General features: G+C 49.7%; 15 protein-coding genes. 9 read left to right on the forward strand and 6 right to left on the reverse strand.

The annotated features are described in order from the left end of the window. Nucleotides 1-57: 57 nt before the first annotated feature. Nucleotides 58-384, reverse strand: a complete 327-nt coding sequence (locus JUJ53_RS02220) for a hypothetical protein (RefSeq protein ID WP_204150344.1) — start codon at nucleotides 382-384, stop codon at nucleotides 58-60. A 324-nt stretch (nucleotides 385-708) separates the two neighbouring features. Between JUJ53_RS02220 and JUJ53_RS02225 the strand changes: the two genes are divergently transcribed. Beyond that, nucleotides 709-1,530 carry an ABC transporter ATP-binding protein gene (locus tag JUJ53_RS02225; protein ID WP_204150345.1) on the forward strand — a complete coding sequence of 274 codons (822 nt, stop codon included), beginning with the start codon at nucleotides 709-711 and terminating at the stop codon, nucleotides 1,528-1,530. 136 nt (nucleotides 1,531-1,666) lie between these two features. Next, entirely contained in the window at nucleotides 1,667-2,470 is an 804-nt protein-coding gene (locus tag JUJ53_RS02230; RefSeq protein WP_204150346.1) for an ABC transporter permease, read from the forward strand. 135 nt (nucleotides 2,471-2,605) lie between these two features. Here the strand turns inward: JUJ53_RS02230 and JUJ53_RS02235 are convergent, their stop codons facing one another. After that, complete coding sequence (locus tag JUJ53_RS02235) at nucleotides 2,606-3,526, reverse strand: LysR family transcriptional regulator (protein WP_204150347.1); 921 nt, start codon at nucleotides 3,524-3,526, stop codon at nucleotides 2,606-2,608. A gap of 265 nt (nucleotides 3,527-3,791) precedes the next feature. On the opposite strand from JUJ53_RS02235, the gene JUJ53_RS02240 reads away from it, so the two are divergent. After that, the gene (locus JUJ53_RS02240) at nucleotides 3,792-4,673 is read left to right on the forward strand and encodes an aspartoacylase (protein WP_204150348.1); all 882 of its coding nucleotides are present in this window, start codon (nucleotides 3,792-3,794) and stop codon (nucleotides 4,671-4,673) included. Nucleotides 4,674-4,920: 247 nt separating this feature from the next. Further along, a complete protein-coding gene (locus JUJ53_RS02245; protein WP_204150349.1) occupies nucleotides 4,921-5,355 on the forward strand; it encodes an NUDIX hydrolase in 435 nt (144 codons plus the stop codon). Nucleotides 5,356-5,359: 4 nt separating this feature from the next. Here the strand turns inward: JUJ53_RS02245 and JUJ53_RS02250 are convergent, their stop codons facing one another. After that, nucleotides 5,360-5,917: a CDP-alcohol phosphatidyltransferase family protein gene (locus JUJ53_RS02250; RefSeq protein WP_239124705.1), complete on the reverse strand. Its 558-nt coding sequence runs from the start codon at nucleotides 5,915-5,917 to the stop codon at nucleotides 5,360-5,362. Between the two features lie 1,063 nt (nucleotides 5,918-6,980). Here JUJ53_RS02250 and JUJ53_RS02255 point away from each other — a divergent pair. Continuing rightward, nucleotides 6,981-8,684, forward strand: a complete 1,704-nt coding sequence (locus JUJ53_RS02255; RefSeq protein ID WP_204150351.1) for a SulP family inorganic anion transporter — start codon at nucleotides 6,981-6,983, stop codon at nucleotides 8,682-8,684. 174 nt (nucleotides 8,685-8,858) lie between these two features. Here the strand turns inward: JUJ53_RS02255 and JUJ53_RS02260 are convergent, their stop codons facing one another. The 3 genes from JUJ53_RS02260 to JUJ53_RS02270 form a co-directional block, all read right to left on the reverse strand. Then, nucleotides 8,859-9,821, reverse strand: a complete 963-nt coding sequence (locus JUJ53_RS02260) for a HAMP domain-containing protein (protein ID WP_204150352.1) — start codon at nucleotides 9,819-9,821, stop codon at nucleotides 8,859-8,861. A 105-nt stretch (nucleotides 9,822-9,926) separates the two neighbouring features. Next, nucleotides 9,927-10,736, reverse strand: coding sequence for a class I SAM-dependent methyltransferase (locus JUJ53_RS02265; protein ID WP_204150353.1), 810 nt, complete (start codon nucleotides 10,734-10,736; stop codon nucleotides 9,927-9,929). A gap of 145 nt (nucleotides 10,737-10,881) precedes the next feature. Next, on the reverse strand, nucleotides 10,882-12,147 hold the full coding sequence (locus JUJ53_RS02270; protein WP_204150354.1) for a diaminopimelate decarboxylase: 1,266 nt from the start codon (nucleotides 12,145-12,147) through the stop codon (nucleotides 10,882-10,884). 406 nt (nucleotides 12,148-12,553) lie between these two features. Between JUJ53_RS02270 and JUJ53_RS02275 the strand changes: the two genes are divergently transcribed. The 4 genes from JUJ53_RS02275 (at nucleotide 12,554) to JUJ53_RS02290 (ending at nucleotide 18,370) form a co-directional block, all read left to right on the forward strand. Continuing rightward, complete coding sequence (locus tag JUJ53_RS02275) at nucleotides 12,554-13,303, forward strand: MinD/ParA family protein (RefSeq protein WP_204150355.1); 750 nt, start codon at nucleotides 12,554-12,556, stop codon at nucleotides 13,301-13,303. Nucleotides 13,304-13,510: 207 nt separating this feature from the next. After that, nucleotides 13,511-14,569 (forward strand): glutaminase A, encoded by a 1,059-nt coding sequence (glsA, locus tag JUJ53_RS02280; protein ID WP_204150356.1) that lies wholly within the window; start codon nucleotides 13,511-13,513, stop codon nucleotides 14,567-14,569. 308 nt (nucleotides 14,570-14,877) lie between these two features. After that, a complete protein-coding gene (locus JUJ53_RS02285) occupies nucleotides 14,878-16,029 on the forward strand; it encodes a HAMP domain-containing protein (protein ID WP_204150357.1) in 1,152 nt (383 codons plus the stop codon). Between the two features lie 808 nt (nucleotides 16,030-16,837). Continuing rightward, the gene (locus tag JUJ53_RS02290; protein WP_204150358.1) at nucleotides 16,838-18,370 is read left to right on the forward strand and encodes a HAMP domain-containing protein; all 1,533 of its coding nucleotides are present in this window, start codon (nucleotides 16,838-16,840) and stop codon (nucleotides 18,368-18,370) included. Nucleotides 18,371-18,395 lie beyond the last annotated feature (25 nt).

The raw sequence follows: 18,395 nt of genomic DNA on the forward strand, positions 1-18,395 counted from the left end.
AGCAATCAAGCATTATGCATGGTGAATGAGGCGACAAATATAGTCTCCTGCGCCATGCTAAGCAAAGGGAACTATGGATCCATCTTCCCGGCGTCTGGTGCGATCGCGACAGTTATAGACATCTCGGACGGGAGGATTGCCGTTGATGCGAACCGTAGCGCGATACTCCCAGTAATACTTGGCGCTGCGCCGGATATCAAGAATGCAAATTTCTTGATCATGCACCATCCGACAAGTCAGAGCTGTAGCAGGAGCGGCCCATGTCAGGGTCACAGCCCACAGGGCGATCGCCAGCAGGATCTTCAGACCTAGAATCATGGTCTGACGTGCGGTGGGTCTAAGCCCATTAAGCTGGGAGATGTTCATCACAACTCGATGATGCATGGCGACAGGCTGCAAGTCTCTAGCGTATAGCGGAACGGTCTCAATGCTGTTTTCATGGTGGGCGATCGCCGACAAATTGTATCCATGCTAGCAAAATCACGTCCCATGAGTCTGGTAAGAATGATTGAAAACCGAGCGAGGGTCGTGTCCCTTGCCTGCAAGGTTGCAATGAATCCCAGAACTGCTGTGTGAGCGACCGCCCATTCGCCCATGTGGCTCTTGTCTAGTGCTAGCAATGAGTATCCATGTTAGATCTGATGTTCTGGACTATGGTTCATGCTTCCAATGATGATCATAGACCACGCACTTGGCAATCCAATACCTATGGCTGACTCTGCTTACCTCTCCTCCTCGACGGCTATCGACACTGAATCAGTGCTTGAGTTTATTGATGTGGGCCTCAACTACACGACGCGCGATCGCCCGATGGTGGTGATGGAGGAGGTCTCGTTAACCATTCAGCAATCAGAATTTGTGTCGATTGTTGGGCCTAGCGGCTGTGGTAAAACATCGCTGCTGCGTATGATTTCAGGGCTCAATCCTGCCCATCAAGGAACCGTCTGCTTTCGGGGAGAGCCCATTACCAAGCCGCTCAAAAATGTGGGCATCGCCTTCCAGAACCCAGTGCTGTTGCCTTGGCGCAACACGATTAAAAATGTATTGTTGCCCTTGGAAATTGTCCAACCTCATAAGCACAAACTTCGTCAGCAGCGATCGCACTATATCAGCATGGCGCAGGAGTTATTAGCCACGGTCGGCCTGCGCGATTTTCAAACCCATTACCCTTGGCAACTATCCGGTGGAATGCGACAACGAGCCTCGCTTTGCCGCGCCCTGATCCATCAGCCCGAAATTTTGTTGCTCGATGAACCCTTCGCCGCGCTGGATGCCTTCACCCGCGAAGAGATGTGGGATATGTTGCAGCGTTTGTGGGAGCGTACCCAATGTACGAGTGTTCTAGTTACCCATGATCTGCGAGAAGCTCTATTTTTGTCGGATACCGTCTATGTGATGGGCCCTCGCCCTAGTCGGATTGTGCTGAAGCTCTCCGTTAATTTACCTCGACCGCGATCGCTGGAGATGTGTTTCTCTGACGAATTCCATCACATGTATTCCCAACTGCGTCAGCATATTCATCGCAACTAACTCATTCTGGCAATATACGCGATCGCTGTTTTTGGATAGACGAGCATTGTCATTCATGATGATCATAGTGCTCTAGCTTATCCTTCATAGATTGAATTCAGTACCACACACCTTAGCAATCCCAGGATCTAGTTCTATGTCTCGTGCAGAATATCTTAATCCACCCCAATCGCGCATCACTCTATCAACGTTTCTCAAATCAAAACATGCTGTTTATGTGCTGCCGTCCGTTACCACAGTGCTTCTATTTGTGGTTTGGGAGCTAGTCACTCGTCTATTCTCGATCCCAACATTTATCTTGCCTGCGCCATCGGTGATTTTAGGGCAAATTACTCCGTGGGGTGCTGTCGTTGCCAAAAATGCCTGGATTACTCTCTTTACCACCCTATGTGGTTTTGTGGCAGCTTTATGCTTGGGAGTGGTACTAGGTTTTTCCATTGGCTACTCCAAACTCGCCAATATGACCCTTTATCCACTGCTAATTGGGTTTAATACGATTCCTAAGGTGGCCTTGGTGCCCCTGATGTCCATTTGGTTTGGTATTGGTACAATCCCAGCCGTTTTGACAGCATTTCTGCTGGCTTTTTTCCCAATTGCAGTCAACGTAGCGATCGGCTTAGCTACGGTGGAGACAGAAATGCAGGATGTTCTGGTTTCTCTGGGTGCAAGCCGCTTTGAAATCTTTCAGAAAGTGGGATTTCCCCACACCCTACCTTATCTATTTGCGTCTCTGAAAGTAGCGATTTCTCAGGCGTTTATCGGCTCAGTGATTGCTGAAACCGTAGCATCTAATGGCGGTATTGGCTACGTCATTCTGACGGCGAGTTCCAACTTTAATGTTCCCTTAGCCTTTCTGTCGCTGCTAGCTTTGGCGGTCATGGGCACAGTGCTCTACGGTATTTTCGTAGTTGCAGAGCAACGGTTAGTCCATTGGCTGTAGCCTGAGACCAAGTCCGGTTGAAGGGACATCCTGCCTTTGATCCTCCCCGCTTCGCTGCCCCCTTACCAAGGGGGCTACAGACATCTGGGTACTGCTACCGCATTGAATGAACAGCGCATCTAGCCGGATTTGATCTTAGCAATCTGTTAATGTGTTGAGAAAATTCTCCAATAGGATAGAGGTGTGGTTAATGTACCTAACAGCAACAATTTCTAGTAGAGGAGATGTTTCCTGGATATCGCGGTAAACAACTCCAGCCCGCTGTAGATAGTTGACGTTGGCAGGCAGCAGCGAGACACCTAGTCCTCCAGCCACTAAGCTCAGAACCGTGGTAATCCAAGCCGCCTCTTGCACAACGTTCGGCTTGCAGTTTGCTTTTAGACAGAGTTGATCAATCTGATCCCGCAGTCCATACATTTGGGTATGGGGTGGCAATACAAAGCGATCGCCGCTGAGTTGGGCAAGAGAAATCTTGGCCTGCTTGGCTAGACGATGATGCTGAGGTAAGACAACGACTAAAGGTTCATGGAGAATTGGAATCGTTGCAAACATGGTACGCTCTTCATCGGTTAGGTTGTGTAAGGTATGTTTATGGAAAAAACCTACATCAATCTGACGGTTGCGTAGTTGCTCAATTTGATGATACGAAGCCAGTTCATGCAGAACCAAATTGACCTTGGGAAACTGTTGATGGAAAGCCTGAATAATATCGGATAGCCGACTATTGGCAATGGATGTATTGATGCCTACCTCCAGTCGTCCTTGCTTACCAGCCTGGATATCTTGAGACCGCTCAACGGCTTTCTCTGTCTGCTCGATAATCTGTTCAGCCTTTATTAAAAAGCTTTTTCCAGCCTCTGTCACCCTCAAAGGACGATGAGTACGATCAAATAATGTAAATCCTAGCCTGGTTTCTAATCGTTGGATTTGTTTACTTAAAAAGCCTTGATCAATGCCTAACGCGATCGCTGCCTGCATAAATCCTTGGTGGCGCTTGACAGCGATCGCATAGTCTAAATGTCGAAATTCCATATCTTGCCAGGGTGTAGGTTTCATCAGTACTATGATGATCCAGTCATAAATTAATGCCAATAATGGTGATTATAACATCATTATTGCCTATAGACTATAGATAGGACGTTAAACCATTGTGCTTGCTCATGTCCAAGATGATGGTTGTAGACGCAGGGATGAGTCGCGATTCATCTAAGGCTAGGACTACGCAAGAGAGTCTCATGATCATGGTTGATCGTGTGCTCTGGATCTACATCATCAGCGTTGACTCAGGTACAAAATCAAGAGCTAATCAATAGGAATCGTCATGGATGAAATTAAGCGTGTTGTGATCGTTGGTGGAACTCATGGAAATGAACTCATTGGGGTTTATCTTCATCAAAAGTTTGAACGCTATCCTGACCTGATCCGTCGATCTAGCTTTGAAACGGTTTCCTGTGTGGGCAATCCTCAAGCGATCGCTGCCGGGGTTCGGTATATTGATAAGGATTTGAATCGATGTTTTACGCTAGATGATCTTGCTCAAGGTGATAGTCAGCTCTATGAAATTCAACGAGCTAGAGAGATCAGATCTCAATTTGGGCAGGATGGATCTATGCCTGCAGATTTTATTATTGATCAACATGGCACCACGTCTAATGTAGGAACGATGCTGATTCTAGATAATCTTGATCCCTTTACCCTAAGGCTGTCAGCCTATCTAAATGCTATCCAGCCTGAGATTAAGGTTTATAGTTCTGCCCATTCTGGCCGCAATCAAGATTCATTGCGATCGCTAGCTAAGTATCGCATAGGCATAGAAGTTGGCCCGGTTGCCCATGGCACGCTGCATGGAGAGTTGTTCTGTAAAACAGAGGCTCTGATTCATGCTATCTTAGATTATCTAGAGCAGTATAATACCAAGTCAAATGACATTGAGCCAGAATCTCTAACACTCTATCAATACGTAGATTCACTAGACTATCCTAGGGATCAACAGGGTAAGCTTTTGGCTATGATTCATCCTCAGCGGCAATTCAAAGATTTTGAGGCACTTAACCCAGGTGATCCTATCTTCTTAACTTTTGAGGGAGAAACGATCGCTTATGCTGGTGATTCAACGGTGTATCCAGTTTTTGTGAATGAGGCTGCCTATTATGAAAAAGGAATTGCCATGTGTTTAACCCAGAAGCAGCAAGTTTTTAGATAAGTCTGTGAGAGGTGCAGGATAGTGTGATAGGTTTGAGTTATGGGTGTGATCTTAAAGCACTTAGCTATCTTACAGCTTGGCAGTCTATGAATCGCTTCTGAGATAAAGATTGCCTGAAGCTAGCCATGAGCCCTGTCGCATATCCCCGGGAGAGAAAGGCGATCGCTCTAGCCAAGATGACGGGATTAGTCTATAACTAAGAGCAATCAAGAGCATGTTATAACCCAGTTATAGGACAATTCACTCTATGGCTAAATCCAAGATTCGCGCGATCGCTCTATGTGTGTTTCGTCACGGCGATCGCATTTTAGTGCATAAGGAGTATGATCGAGTCAAAGATCAGGCGTTTTATCGACCCTTAGGCGGCGGCATTGACTTTGGTGAATCTAGCCAAGAGACCGCGATTCGAGAGATTCGTGAAGAATTGGGCGTAGAGTCAGAACAGATGGTGCTCTTAGGGGTGATCGAAAATCGGTTTGAGTTTAATGGTAAGCCAGGGCATGAGATTGTTTTTATCTATGATGGTGTCTTCATAGATAAAACTCTCTACGATACCCCAGTTTTAGTGGGGCATGAAGGGGATCAATCCTTTGATGCTATCTGGATTGATCTGAAGCAGGTTGCCCAAGAGACCATTCCCCTTTATCCACCTGGGTTACTCGCGCTATTAACCTCTGGATGATGGTTTAGGACAATAACTGTTTGCGGATCTCCAGGGCATGGCCCAAGCTCAAAACATCGTGGTGCCAGGTCGGCAGCACCCAAGTCATGGCTAATTCTTCTAGGGTGTGGATTACACCGATGAGAATCGCCACCCACAAAGTCACGCCGCCATAGCCATAGCCAAAGAGAGCGATCGCTGCTACCAGCAGGGTTAATCCCCAAGCTTTAGCTGTGTAGGTATGATAGCTGGCCGGTTGTCCATATTTGGCTAGGTTCACGATCCACCAGATGCCTTGGAGTCCCAGAATGCTTAACAACGGCAGCTTAAAGGCGAGGATCACGTCTGGATGGGCTAGCCAAGCTGCGATCGCCACACAGACATAGAGACCGCGATCGGCCCAGCTATCCGCCTTCCGCAGCGCGGCGGTACTCACCCCTAGGCGGCGGGCAATGATGCCATCAAAAATATCTGACAGTACCGCCAGGCAATAGAGCAGCACCCAACCCCAGCTCGTATGTCCATCCCAAGCCATGCCCACCAGAACCGGCGCGATCGCCCCCCGTAGGATCACCAATGCCATCGGTATATGAGCCAGCATAAACATCCTTGAGTTTATACACAGTGATTTAACCTTAGTCAATTTAGGGGCGATCGCTAGCGGGTTTGTGCCATTCATCAAGGTGGCTGGAGAGCGATCGCTATAGGTTTGAGATGGGCTATGTCAAGTCCAGTGAAACGCTACCGCCTGGGTTCCTCACTTGAATCTGGTTCAAAAGGGCTTGGGTGAAACATACATCCTACAGTGCTTGAATCGGATGTGAGATGAGCCAAGCATCATGTAAGCGTCCACCATCTGGATCCTAGCCGACTGCCTATCGCCCTCCCCTAATCTTGGAACCAAAAGCGTTGCTCAATGAGGCTATGAAATCAGAACGTGAGCAAGACGCTCACACTCCCAACCCATTCACTATCAGGGTCGCGTGAGCGCACATCATCTATCGATTCAGCAACGCTGGACAAAAACTAGACTCGACGATCGCCGCTGTCCTAGATCTATGAGACGATAGTATCGAGGAGGCGTCGGACGAAAGGACGGGTGTCCATCATCCTAATCAAGACATGAACCTCAACCATCGCTAGCCTAAGTGGCGATCGCCGTAGCATAGCTTCATGATGCTGGTTAAGCCAGATGCTGTCTATGTCGTTCCACGTTTGAACAAGAGTTAAAAAGGGTTGTACTCCATACTTCATAGTTCTTGATAAATTGTTGCATCCATTGCTCAAGCGACTCCCATTCATAATGGGTGTCGCTTGGCTAGATGCCAATCCTGCCTACTGAGCGCCATGGTCGAACTGGAGCGATCCAGGTCAACATGGTTGCATAGATAACTACCCTGATGTTTGCCGTATGACCTTCATGCACATTGTGATCAGTCCACCTTAAGATCCACCAACGACACCCAAATAAAACTCCTACGGCTCACAGTTGCTTGTTTCGCTTGATGTCTTGGCAAGAATCACGTGAGATTCCAGCAGGGCATGAGAGCGGGGAAACTCAGAGACAGGCGATCGCCTCGTTAGAGCCAGAGCACCCTAGACGTCAAGCTAGATTCAGTCAGGTTTATGCTGTCATTCGCAAGATCATGAAAATTACAAACCAAATTCACTTCCGAAACCTTAAAGGGGACATTTTTGGAGGGCTGACGGCTGCTGTTGTAGCATTGCCGATGGCCTTGGCATTCGGGATTGCCTCCGGCGCTGGTGCTTCAGCAGGACTATGGGGTGCTATCTTAGTAGGCTTTTTTGCGGCATTATTTGGCGGCACCCCCAGCCTCATTTCCGAGCCAACCGGGCCGATGACAGTGATTGTCACCGCTGTGATCGCTGAACTCATGGCCAATGATCCTAAGAATGGCTTAGCGATGGCCTTCACGGTGATTATGATGGCGGGTATTTTCCAAATCCTGTTCGGAGTCTTACGCCTAGGGCGATACATTACGATGCTGCCCTACAACGTCATCTCTGGATTTATGACAGGAATTGGGATCATTCTTATCTTTTTGCAAATTGCTCCCTTTGTTGGACTGGAGACTCCTTCCGGCGGCGTGCTTGGTGTCATTCAAAATGCGCCGAATTTGATCGTTAATCTCAATCCATGGGAAACTATGCTGGGGGTAATTACCTTAGCTATTCTATTCCTCTATCCATCCAGCTTAAAGCGGATCATGCCGCCCCAACTGGTGGCACTTTTGATAGGTACTGCAATTTCCTTGATTTTCCTGCGCGATGTTGATATCCGCACCATTGCCACGGTGGGCGAGATCACGCCTGGGTTGCCTGAATTTCAACTGCCGACCTTTACGGCTAGTAATCTACGCCTGATGTTTGTCAATGCGATAATTTTGGGCATGGTGGGATCGATTGACTGTTTGTTGACCTGCTTGGTGTCAGACAGTTTAACTCGAACAGAGCATAAGTCTAATAAGGAACTGATTGGTCAGGGCATTGCTAATCTGATTACTGGTCTCTGTGGTGGTATTGCCGGATCTGGGGCAACGACTGCTACGGTGGTGAGCATCCAAGCCGGTGGTCGTACGGCATTAGCTGGTATCAGCCGCGCGTTTGTGTTGATGATTGTTGTGTTGTGGGCTGCTCCCCTCACCTCCGTGATTCCCCTAGCAGTTTTGGCAGGGATTGTCTTAAAGGTGGGAATTAACATTATTGACTGGGGTTTTCTCAGACGAGTTCACAGTATTTCCTGGAAGGCAGCAGGTATTGTCTACAGCGTGGTGTTTCTCACCGTATTTGTAGATTTGATGGTGGCTGTGGCTGTGGGTGTCTTCATTGCCAATATCTTAACGATCGCTCGTCTTGAAGAACTACAGTCAAAGTCTGTGAAGGCGATTACCGATGCAGATGATCAAATTGTTCTGCTGCCTGAGGAAAAACAGATTTTGGATGCAGCCAATGGGCGGGTTTTACTGTTCCATTTGAGTGGGCCGATGATTTTTGGGGTAGCTAAGGCCATTGCCAGAGAACATCATGCGATCGCTAACTATGATGTGTTAATTGTTGACCTGGGAGAGGTGCCTGTCCTTGGCGTCACGTCGTCACTAGCCATTGAAAATGCTATTCAAGAAGCCATTGATGAAGGCCGCGAGGTGATTGTGGTTGGTGCCGCTGGGGGGGTTAGACGGCGACTGGAGAAGTTGGGTATTGCTGGTCTCATTCCAGGACATCACTGGATGGGCGATCGCCTCACGGCACTCCAAGAAGGTTTGATCTTAGTGCAGCATAAACAGGAAACCTCTGGCCAACTCGGGCCATCATCTCCATCCTTGTCGTAGATAAGCAAGATATGAAGCCAGGTCGTTGGATGTCAATGAACAGGATTGTAGCCGCGTTGTAGAGTGCTGTTAGGTAAAGCCCGCACTGTTTTATAAGCCTTTGATGCGTTATGTTGCCGATAACGCATCAAAGCTATCTAGGTTTCTCATGGCGTCATCGAACTCAGGTTGATCTTATTCTTTACTTTCATCGCGATTGCGACGCATCATGCGCGCTTTCTTCTGAAGACTCTGGAAGTAGTCAGTATCTACAATTTCCTGAACCTGCTGCTGGCGTTTGGAATGATCAATCTCGATTTTTAGCTCCGTAATTTGCTGCTTTAAGGTGACTTCGCGCTGGCGTACTTTATCGACCATGCCTTCAAAAACGGCCGCTAGCTGGGTAATTTCATCCCGCAATTGACGCTGATGAAATTTGGCTAGTTGACCACTTTGGCTATAGTCGCCATTGCCGATGCGTTCACTGATTTCTGTGAGACGGGTGATAGGCTGAGTCAGTTTACGTGCTACAAGATAAACTAATAAAATGAGAACTAGGTAAGCGATCGCAAAAATTAGCAGAACAGCCATCCGCACTTGCTGCTGTACGTTTCGTAAATAGTTAGCGCTAAAGTCTACCCCCAATGCTCCAACGATTTCCCCAGATGAGTTGTAGATGGGGCCATAGGCAATAATCCAGGTGCCCCATTCATCTTGAGATGGAGTCATGATCACGCCCGTCTCACTGAGTCCTTCATAGAGGCCAACCTCGTCTTGATAGGATTCTTTGAATTGCGTAGGAGAGCGATCGGGTAGGATGGTTCGATAGGCATCACCAATCCAAATAATTTCTCCAGGATCATCCCCTGCTGTGTAGGTATAGGCTAAGGCGCGCGGCTCAGTTTCTGTAATTTCGACTAGCCAAGATTGATGTGCGATATACAAAGGATTATTTTCGACGCGGACACCGTTATCAGATAAGGGCTGTTCTAATAAAACTTCAAAGCTGTCGCCATCAATACCGGCGTTCACAATTCGGTATGCATTCACTAAGTTATCTCGCAGCCGCTCTAACGCTAGGGTGCTGGCATAGCTGTAGAACCAATAATAGGTTCCGGCAAAAATACCTGTAAAGATGGCGGTAAAGCCAATGAGCATCTTTGCACGCAATCCAACAAATCGTGATCGCTTCAAAACATTGCTTTTCTGTAACATAGCCTGTTAAACAAAGTAGAGAGCATTAAACCGCAGAGCAGCACTTGATTAGTCCACCGTGCAGCGCAGGATCGAAAGATGATGGGTGGGATGAAGAACGGTGCTGGTTTGGGTCAGGGTTTGGAGCTCACGCAAACTAGGTTGAGGTAAAACGCCACAGTTGAGCAGGAGCAAACTTGGCCAGCGGCGTTGGGCGATGTGCTCCAACAAGCCGGCATGGACAGCAGCTTTGCCTCCCACGGGATAGGCAGACATACAGGGCATAGCTTGGTAATAGGCCGCGGAGCGCTCCTCGTCATACAGATCGGTGCTTTCCCCCCAAGGGGGATCACCGTAAATGATATCAGGTGGGGCAGCATAGGGCCAGGATGTAAAAAAGTCGCTTTCAATTAGGGGAATATCAACCCCAAACTGCTGCAGATTTTCCTGGGCGAGGGCGATCGCTCCCCTGTCAATATCGATGCCAACCAGATCCAGCTCGGGGCGCTCCAGCTTGAGGGAAATGCTGAGGCTACCGCAGCCAATGCCGAATTCTGCTACCCGAGGCGATCGCCCCTGCTGTTGGGTAAATGTATCGATCGCTTGGAGAACGGCATCTAGAAGATAGGTCAGTTCTGGGTCGGTGATATAGGCGCGGCGATCGATCTTGAAGGTGTGGCCCCGAAAGGTGAGCTGCTGGGTGATATAGGGCAGTGGATCGCCCCAGGTGAGGCGCTTGAGGTAGCGCTGGAAGACGGCTGCATCGCCCTGGCTAGCGGCATAGAGCGATCGCACCTCTGTTTCCAGCAGCGTGCTGAGATCTATAGCCCCAGCCAGGGACTGGAGGGTCGATAGGGAGGGTGACAGGGAGGAGGTCATGGGTTGTGGCGACATTCAAGAAGAGATGCAACAGGAGAAATTAGTACCGGAAGACAGAAGAACGAAGACAGAAAAACGAAAAGGATCCAGGACACACAAGGTTTCCCGTCTCAGGCCATAGGCGGGTTACTTACGCCTCAGAGTACTAGACGCAAGGATGCTGGTAACCGTGATCTGTTGGGCTTGCGGGGGGTAGCAAGACCTCTGTAAACTGACCTCGCATACAGTGATTGGAACTCATGGATGCGCCATAGCCACCGGCATTCAAGAAGCACAGGTAATCGCCTTCTTGTATAGGAGATAACACGACATCTTCAGCCCAACAATCTAGGGCTTCGTTTATGTTACCGGTTACGGTGACGCGGGCGGGCCAATCTGGCTGCGATCGCCGCCGTCGTGCAGGAACAGGTTCTAGGGGCAGGTGATAGAAAGCTGGCTCAATATGCAGATTAAAGCCTCCATTCATGCCAACAAACCAGGTATCTTGCTTTTGCTCCACCATGGTTGTTTGCAGAATCAAAATGCCAGCGTCTTTAGCAATATAGTCACCGGGTTCTAGATAAATCTGCTGGGGGCGATCGCCCAACTGCTCGGCGACGATATCCGCCCAGCGCTCTAGATCCAGAGGCGCATCGTCGGCAACCAAGGGGATGCCCAAGCCGCCTCCTAGGTTAATGTAAGAGACCGACGGCAGGCGATCCAGGATGTTTTGACAGCGCTGAAGGATAGCAGACCAGGTGGCTAACTGGGGCGTCAGATAGCCGCAGCCCGCATGGACATGCAGCCCCTGGATCTGTAGCCCATAGCGATGAGCTAGGGCCAGAGCTTCTTCCCATTGCTCGGGGTAGATGCCAAACTTGGTGGGTTTGGTGCCGGCATAGCGCAGGTGGGGATTGGTGCGGTATCCCAGCCCCAGTCCGGGGTTAATCCGTAGCCCAATGGCGCGACCGGGGCAGCGATCGCCCAATCGACGGAGACTGCTGAGAGAATCGCAGTTGATGATCAAATCGGGCGATCGCGCTAACTCGTCCAGATCGGCGTTGGATAGAGCCGTGCCCGTAAAGGAAATTTCAGAGGGTAGAAATCCCACTTGGCGGGCCTGGCGCACCTCTTGGGGCGAGCAGGCATCAATACCGCAGAGCCCGGTGAGCTTTAGGTAGGTGAGCAGGGGCGCATAGCGGTTGGACTTCATGGCGTAGAAGATTCGGTGGGCGATCGCCCGTTCGTCTAACACCCGATGCAGGCGCTCTAAATTCTGCCGCAGGCGATCGCTGCTGTAGACATACAGCGGTGTCCCCAACTCGTAGGCCATGGTGTTGAGGTTGTGGGTGCTGAAATGCAGCTCATCCTCAACATACTGCACATCATCTCGTTGCCACCAGAGGGTTTGCACTGGGAGAGGATGCTTCATTATCAAAACCTCATGACGTAATTCAGGGCAAAGACAGGGGTAGTTGAGCCCAAATCGGACTGTTTTGCTACCCCTAGTATGACCTCTCTTCTGGGAGAAATCACTGGTTTGACCCATTGTTTCTAGTTGTAAACCTTGGCGATCGCTGATGTCAGGAAGGGAATTTTTGACGGAAAGCGATCGCATTTCTGAGACCTATCTCCATCTAAAATTCAGCTAGTTCTCATCTTGGGTCGATACTGTACCTACAGCGTTAGCACAACTCAACGTTGCCGGTTTGGTATTGCCCTCATCGGGGATCAGCGCAAAGCCTAGTCCTGCTGCTTAGGAAAAAGACCATCATTCTCACAGGTAATGCTTGTGCTGTTTACCTGATTACCTTGTCCTGATTCAGCCCTGACGTTCTATGCCTAAAGTTATTTCCATTCACTCCTATCGTGGCGGTACGGGGAAGTCTAATATGACCGCCAATCTTGCAACCACCCTGGCTCTTCAAGGGCACCGAGTGGGGGTTGTAGATACGGATCTACCCTCCCCCGGTATTCACAATATTCTCGGCCTTGATCCCGATATCCATCAGGCAACCTTGAACCGCTATCTATGGGGGGAGACTAGCATTCACGACGCGGCCCATGACGTGAGCGATCGCCTCTCTCTAGACTCAGGTGCTCTCTATCTAGTACCGTCTAGCGTTAAGCCAGATGATATTGCCCGCATTCTCAAGGATGGCTATGATGTGCGGCTTCTCAATGATGGTTTTCGCAGGCTGGTTAAAGATCTAGAGCTAGATTACTTGTTTATCGATACCCATCCAGGTTTATCGAAGGAAACATTTCTTTCAATTGCCATTTCTCACGTTTTGCTGCTCATCCTCCGACCAGATAAACAAGACTATCAGGGTACGGCTGTAACCATTGATGTTGCTAAGCAGCTTCGCGTTCGAGATATGAAGCTGATTGTTAACAAAGCCTACCGGCAGCTCGACCCCGAAGCTTTGCGACAAAAGGTGGAAGAAACCTATGATCTCAAGGTCGCTGGGGTATTTCCTCTATCAGAAGAGATTGTGCAATTGGCGAGTGAAGGCGTGTTTTGCTTGAAATATCCAGATCATCCCGTTAGCCATGAGTTTCAAAAGGTGGCGCAGCATGTGAGCTAATGCCAGGTTTTATAGCTGCTAGCAATGATGCCGATGCTGCACATTTCGCGACTTATTCTAGCCGATGGATAAAGTTGGGGGCGGTGCGTTACGCTTCGCGAACACACCCTACGAGTACTGTATTGTAATACATCTAGCTGATGGATAAAATATTTCCCGAACTTAAATGTATTGAATTGACCTGTGTAAATCATAAAGGATAGCAAGATGGTAGACTCTAGCCAGGATGTAGATCGTGATGTAACCAGTGGACATCTCAATAGCCTAACTCGATCGATACAATCCGCCACGTCGTCGTTTCGCAACTATCTGCAAGATCTGCATCAAGCATACTTACCGCTCAACGAAGGGGCGATCGCTGACTATATTCCTGAACTGACTCTCGCGCAACCCGATTGGTTTGGTATCTGTACAGCAACGACGGATGGACAGATCGTTGAGGTGGGTAACTGCGATCAGCTATTCACCATTCAGTCGATTTCTAAAGCCTTTGTCTACGGTCTGGCGTTGGAAGACCATGGTCGCGAGTATGTAAACAGTAAGGTCAGCGTCGAACCGACGGGGGAGGCGTTTAATGCAATTGTTCTGGATGAAGCGACCAACCGTCCCTGTAACCCTATGGTGAATGCTGGGGCGATCGCCACGGCGGATTTAATTCAAGGGAATGGAGCTACAGAACGCATCAAGCGGGTGCTAGCTATGTTTCAGCGCTATACTGGGCGGGAGCTAGACGTGAGTGTCCCGGTTTTTCTTTCTGAACGGGCCACAGGCAACCGTAATCGGGCGATCGCTTATCTGATGTTGAATTTTGGCATGGTCAGCGATCGCATTGATGAAACCTTGGATCTTTATTTTCAGCAATGTTCTCTGTTAGTGAACGCCCGTGATTTGGCGATGATGGCAGCCACGTTGGCGAATAAAGGCATTAACCCCGTCACTGGCGAACGGGCCCTTGATGAACGTTATGTGCAAGATGTGATTAGCGTCATGCTGACCTGCGGTATGTATGACTACTCTGGGGAGTGGGCGTATCGGGTGGGCATTCCTGCCAAAAGCGGTGTGGGCGGCGGTATTACAGGTGTTGTACCTGGACAGTTGGGGATTGGTACCTTTTCACCTTGTTTGGATGAGAAAGGTAACAGTGTTCGAGGCATTAAAGTCTTTGAGCGACTGTCCCAAGATTTTGGCCTGCATCTTTTTAACGCTGCATCCGCCGAACGCTCGTTGCAGGATTGCCTGACTAGCAATGGTTTGGATACCTGGTAGGTTGCAGGTGCCTGGAGTTCTGCTGTTACGTAGGAGGACGTCATTCGTTTCCATTTCTATTTCAAGGTTACTTAAGACTTAAACCTTCAGGCGTTGCTGAATACAAGTATGAATGGCTCAATCCGCCCTCATCCTAGGGAGAGGAGACAGGAGTTCTAGCTCCCTTCTCCCTGGGGAGAAGGGTTAGGGATGAGGGCAAATCATCTATCAATTCAGCAACACGCCACAGATTTGTTCCTGAGTAGCGCTATGCTTCGAGATACGTTCGGGGCAAGCTAACTCGTTCGTCATAACCTCGGAGATGCATCATGATTTCATTATCCAGTCGTGTTAAAGATTCTGCTCAATCCTCTGGCAGACAGACGCTGAATGACGTTATTGGATTATTTCGCTCTCGCCTATCGCTGCGGATTGTCTTCTGGATCTTTCTCAGCATTATGGTGATTGAGGCGGTTTTACTGGTGCCATCGGTGGAACGGCGTCGGCAGGAGATCTTAGATCAGGTTGAAGAGGTTTCAACGGGTAAAATCAACTGGATTTTGATGACCTATCCTGATTCCACACCCCAAGAGCTGTTGACCCAAGTGGAGCAGCTTCAGGCAGATCCAATGCTAGAAAGCATTTTGGGAGGAGCAATTTATACGCCCGATGGCTCGGTGATGGGCACTTTTGGTGAAGCGCCGGCGCTCTCGTTTAACGCTGCTGTGCAGGGAGAAGCACTTTATCTGCCTCAGGCTGAGGGCGATCGCTACGATGTGGCTTGGCCAACCCTGCTGCCAGATGGACAACATTTTATTGTGATTCGCCATGATGCCCAAGGCACCCGAGCTGCTCTGTTCACCTATGTGCTGCGGGTGGCTGGATTGGTGGTGATTATTTCTGGCTTTGTCACCCTAGTGATGATGGTTGTGTTGGGCCCTAACTTGATTAGCCCGATTCTACGACTCCGGCGCGATTTAGCTAAGGCTGGAGAAGCGATCGCTCAAGACCAGCCCTCCACCGAGTTTTCATCCACTCATATCCGGCGTAAGGATGAGCTGGGAGACGTAATCCACACCTTTCGTCAGATGTTTCAAGACATTTCCACGGCAGTTGCAGAACGCAAGCGGGTGGAGCAAGAACTACGGCTCAACAATCAGCAGATGCGTCAATATTTAGACCAAGTAGATCGAGTGACGGCAGCGGCGGTGGATGTGGAAAGTGATTGTTTTGATCCCAGTTGCTTGAGTGAAGTAGGGCAGCGATCGGATGAGCTAGGGCAATTGGCCCGCGTCTTTCAACACATGGCCCAAGAAGTCAAGCAGCGGGAAGCCCAGTTAAAACAACAGGTGACGGAACTGCGTATTGAGATTGATCATGCCAAGCGTGAACGGGAAGTTCAACAGGTCACTCAGAGTGACTATTTTCAAGAGTTACAAGCAGAGCTTGATCACCTCAAGGTGGATGAATTCTGGGCCTAGGGAGAGAACTTTAAGGGTATGTAGCTGACGACTCTCAACCTAGAGAGGAGCTGATCTACGGCATCTTTCTTGTGTCACTCTCGGAACAAAGAGATCATGCCTTGATGCTCTCGTGGGATGTCACTGGTTGTGATGACGAGAATTCGTCGGGATGTTCCCTGCATGACAAAAGAGGGCTCATATCAAATCCGGTTAGATACACCTCTTATTCAAAGCTTGCTCAGTACCCAGATGTTTGTAGCTCTCTTGCCAAGGGAGCGGTGAAGTGGGGGATCAAAGGCAGAATATCCCGGCTATGACCCTTCGACTAGACTGGATGGGAGCCTCTCGCTCACGGTTCGCCAGCATAAATCCTATCGCGATTCAGCAACGCCCCCTGAACGTCTGTTCAAACGTTTGTGGAGCCATACAACTACTCCCAGTACCTGTCTTTCCGCACCCATCCTGCTGATCTTGTATCGCTGTAAAAATCTATCATGATCTTGTTGTGCATAGACTTAAATCTATAAACAACAAGTCGTGTTTAATCATCAGGAGATAAACAGATGCTCTGAGTAATGAACTCTGTTTAAGTAAGGTTAAGCAGCATGAATTCAGCCATATCATGGAGGTTGATCCGAAGTTCATGCGTTACCTTAAGTCAGAAGGGATGCTCCGCGCAATCCAACGGGGTGCCGCATGATTGGGGAAGCGTCTGAGCTCGATTGCTGTTCAGTGATAAACAAAAACACCTTGCATGTTGCACCGTGGTCTTAGGTACTTAAGGTCTTCAAAAATCTCGCTACAAACGTTACTGGCTATTCCGCTGATGGTGCAGGTGATTGGCACCGTCTTGATCGTGGATTACTTCTGCTATCGCAGCGGGCAGGCAGCCATTGAAGAGCTTGTTGATCAAGTGGTGGACGACACCAACCGCCGCGTTGTTCAAACCTTAGATGACTACGTTCATGCATCAGAAACGCTGGTTCAAGGTCAGCGACTGGCGATTCAGCTTGGGGGGCTAGACTGGCAAAATGCAGCGTTGATGGAAGCCTATTTTGTTGAGCAGCTCCAGATCAACCCCCAAGTGAGCGGCTTGATGATGGTGACGGAGGCGCGGGATTTTCTGGCGGTGGGGCGTCTTCCGGCAGCACCTTTTGCAATTCAGGAGCGCAACCCAAGCACAGGCAACCTAGAGAACTACGCAGCCGATCGCCAGGGCAAGCGCCTCTATCTACAAGATGTTGTGGAGAACTACGATCCCCACGTAACGCCATCGGGTGATCCGTGGTATGCAGAGGCGCAGGGGCAAGGGGCAGGTCTTTGGCGGATAGCCCCTGGGGAGCAAGGGCAAGACCCTGCGTCACTGATCATGACCTATGTCTTGCCGTTTACCGATGCGGCGGGGAATGTTCAGGGTGTGCTCGGTGCCAGTCTCTACCTTGGTTATATGGGGGAATTTCTGCGCAGTTTGCCAATTAGCGATGCTGGGCGGGTGTTCATCCTTGATGATCTTGGCCAGCTCATAGCTACCTCCACCGGAGAAGTACCGCTTCGTCAAGAGGCGATCGCTGCCAATACAGAGACCTCATCACCGGAACAGTGGCGGCTGATGGCCCAGGAGAGCCAGGATCCGCTGACAAGGGCGGCAGCTCTCTGGGGTTTGGAGGCTGAAGAGGGGCGTAGTCTCTCGGCTCAGCGAGTGCGTCTATTAGACCAGACCTACTTTGTGCAAGTGATTCCCTTTGAGGTGAATTCTGGTTGGACGTGGCAGGTGGTGGTGCTGGTGCCAGAGGCAGACCTGGCTGGGCGGATTGATGCAAATCTACGGCTAACGCTATGGGTGAGCGGCTTAGTGCTATGTGGTGCAGTGGGTATGAGCCTTTGGGCGTCCCGACGCCTGACGCGATCGCTCCTGCGTCTCACCCAAACGGCCCAAAGCATGGAAGCGAGTGTTGTCGATCTACCCCTACCCGACAGCCGCATTGCGGAAGTTTCTACGGTGTCCCAGGCGTTGCACCATATGCATCAGCAGGTACAGCAGTCTCTAACCACCTTGCAGGATAGTGAACAAAAGTTTGCCACCTTGCTAGACAGTCTGCCCATGGGGGTGGGGGTGCTGGATGGGGATGGGAAGATGCTGTTGCTCAACCGCATGGGGCATTCGATTTTTCAATGGGGGATGGCTGATAATCCCCTGGATAGCCTAGAGGGCTATAACATTTACCTGGCCGAGACCGATCAACGGTATCCCCCAGACCGTCGCCCTGTTGTGCGGGCTCTGCGGGGAGGGCGTTGCGCAATCAAGAATGATTTAAGTGAATACTGGAATCTGACGATGCTTGAGATAGTAGATGAGTAACCGGACTGATGTCGTTAGCATGTCA

The organism is Leptolyngbya sp. CCY15150 (genome assembly GCF_016888135.1).
Taxonomy (GTDB): domain Bacteria; phylum Cyanobacteriota; class Cyanobacteriia; order RECH01; family RECH01; genus RECH01.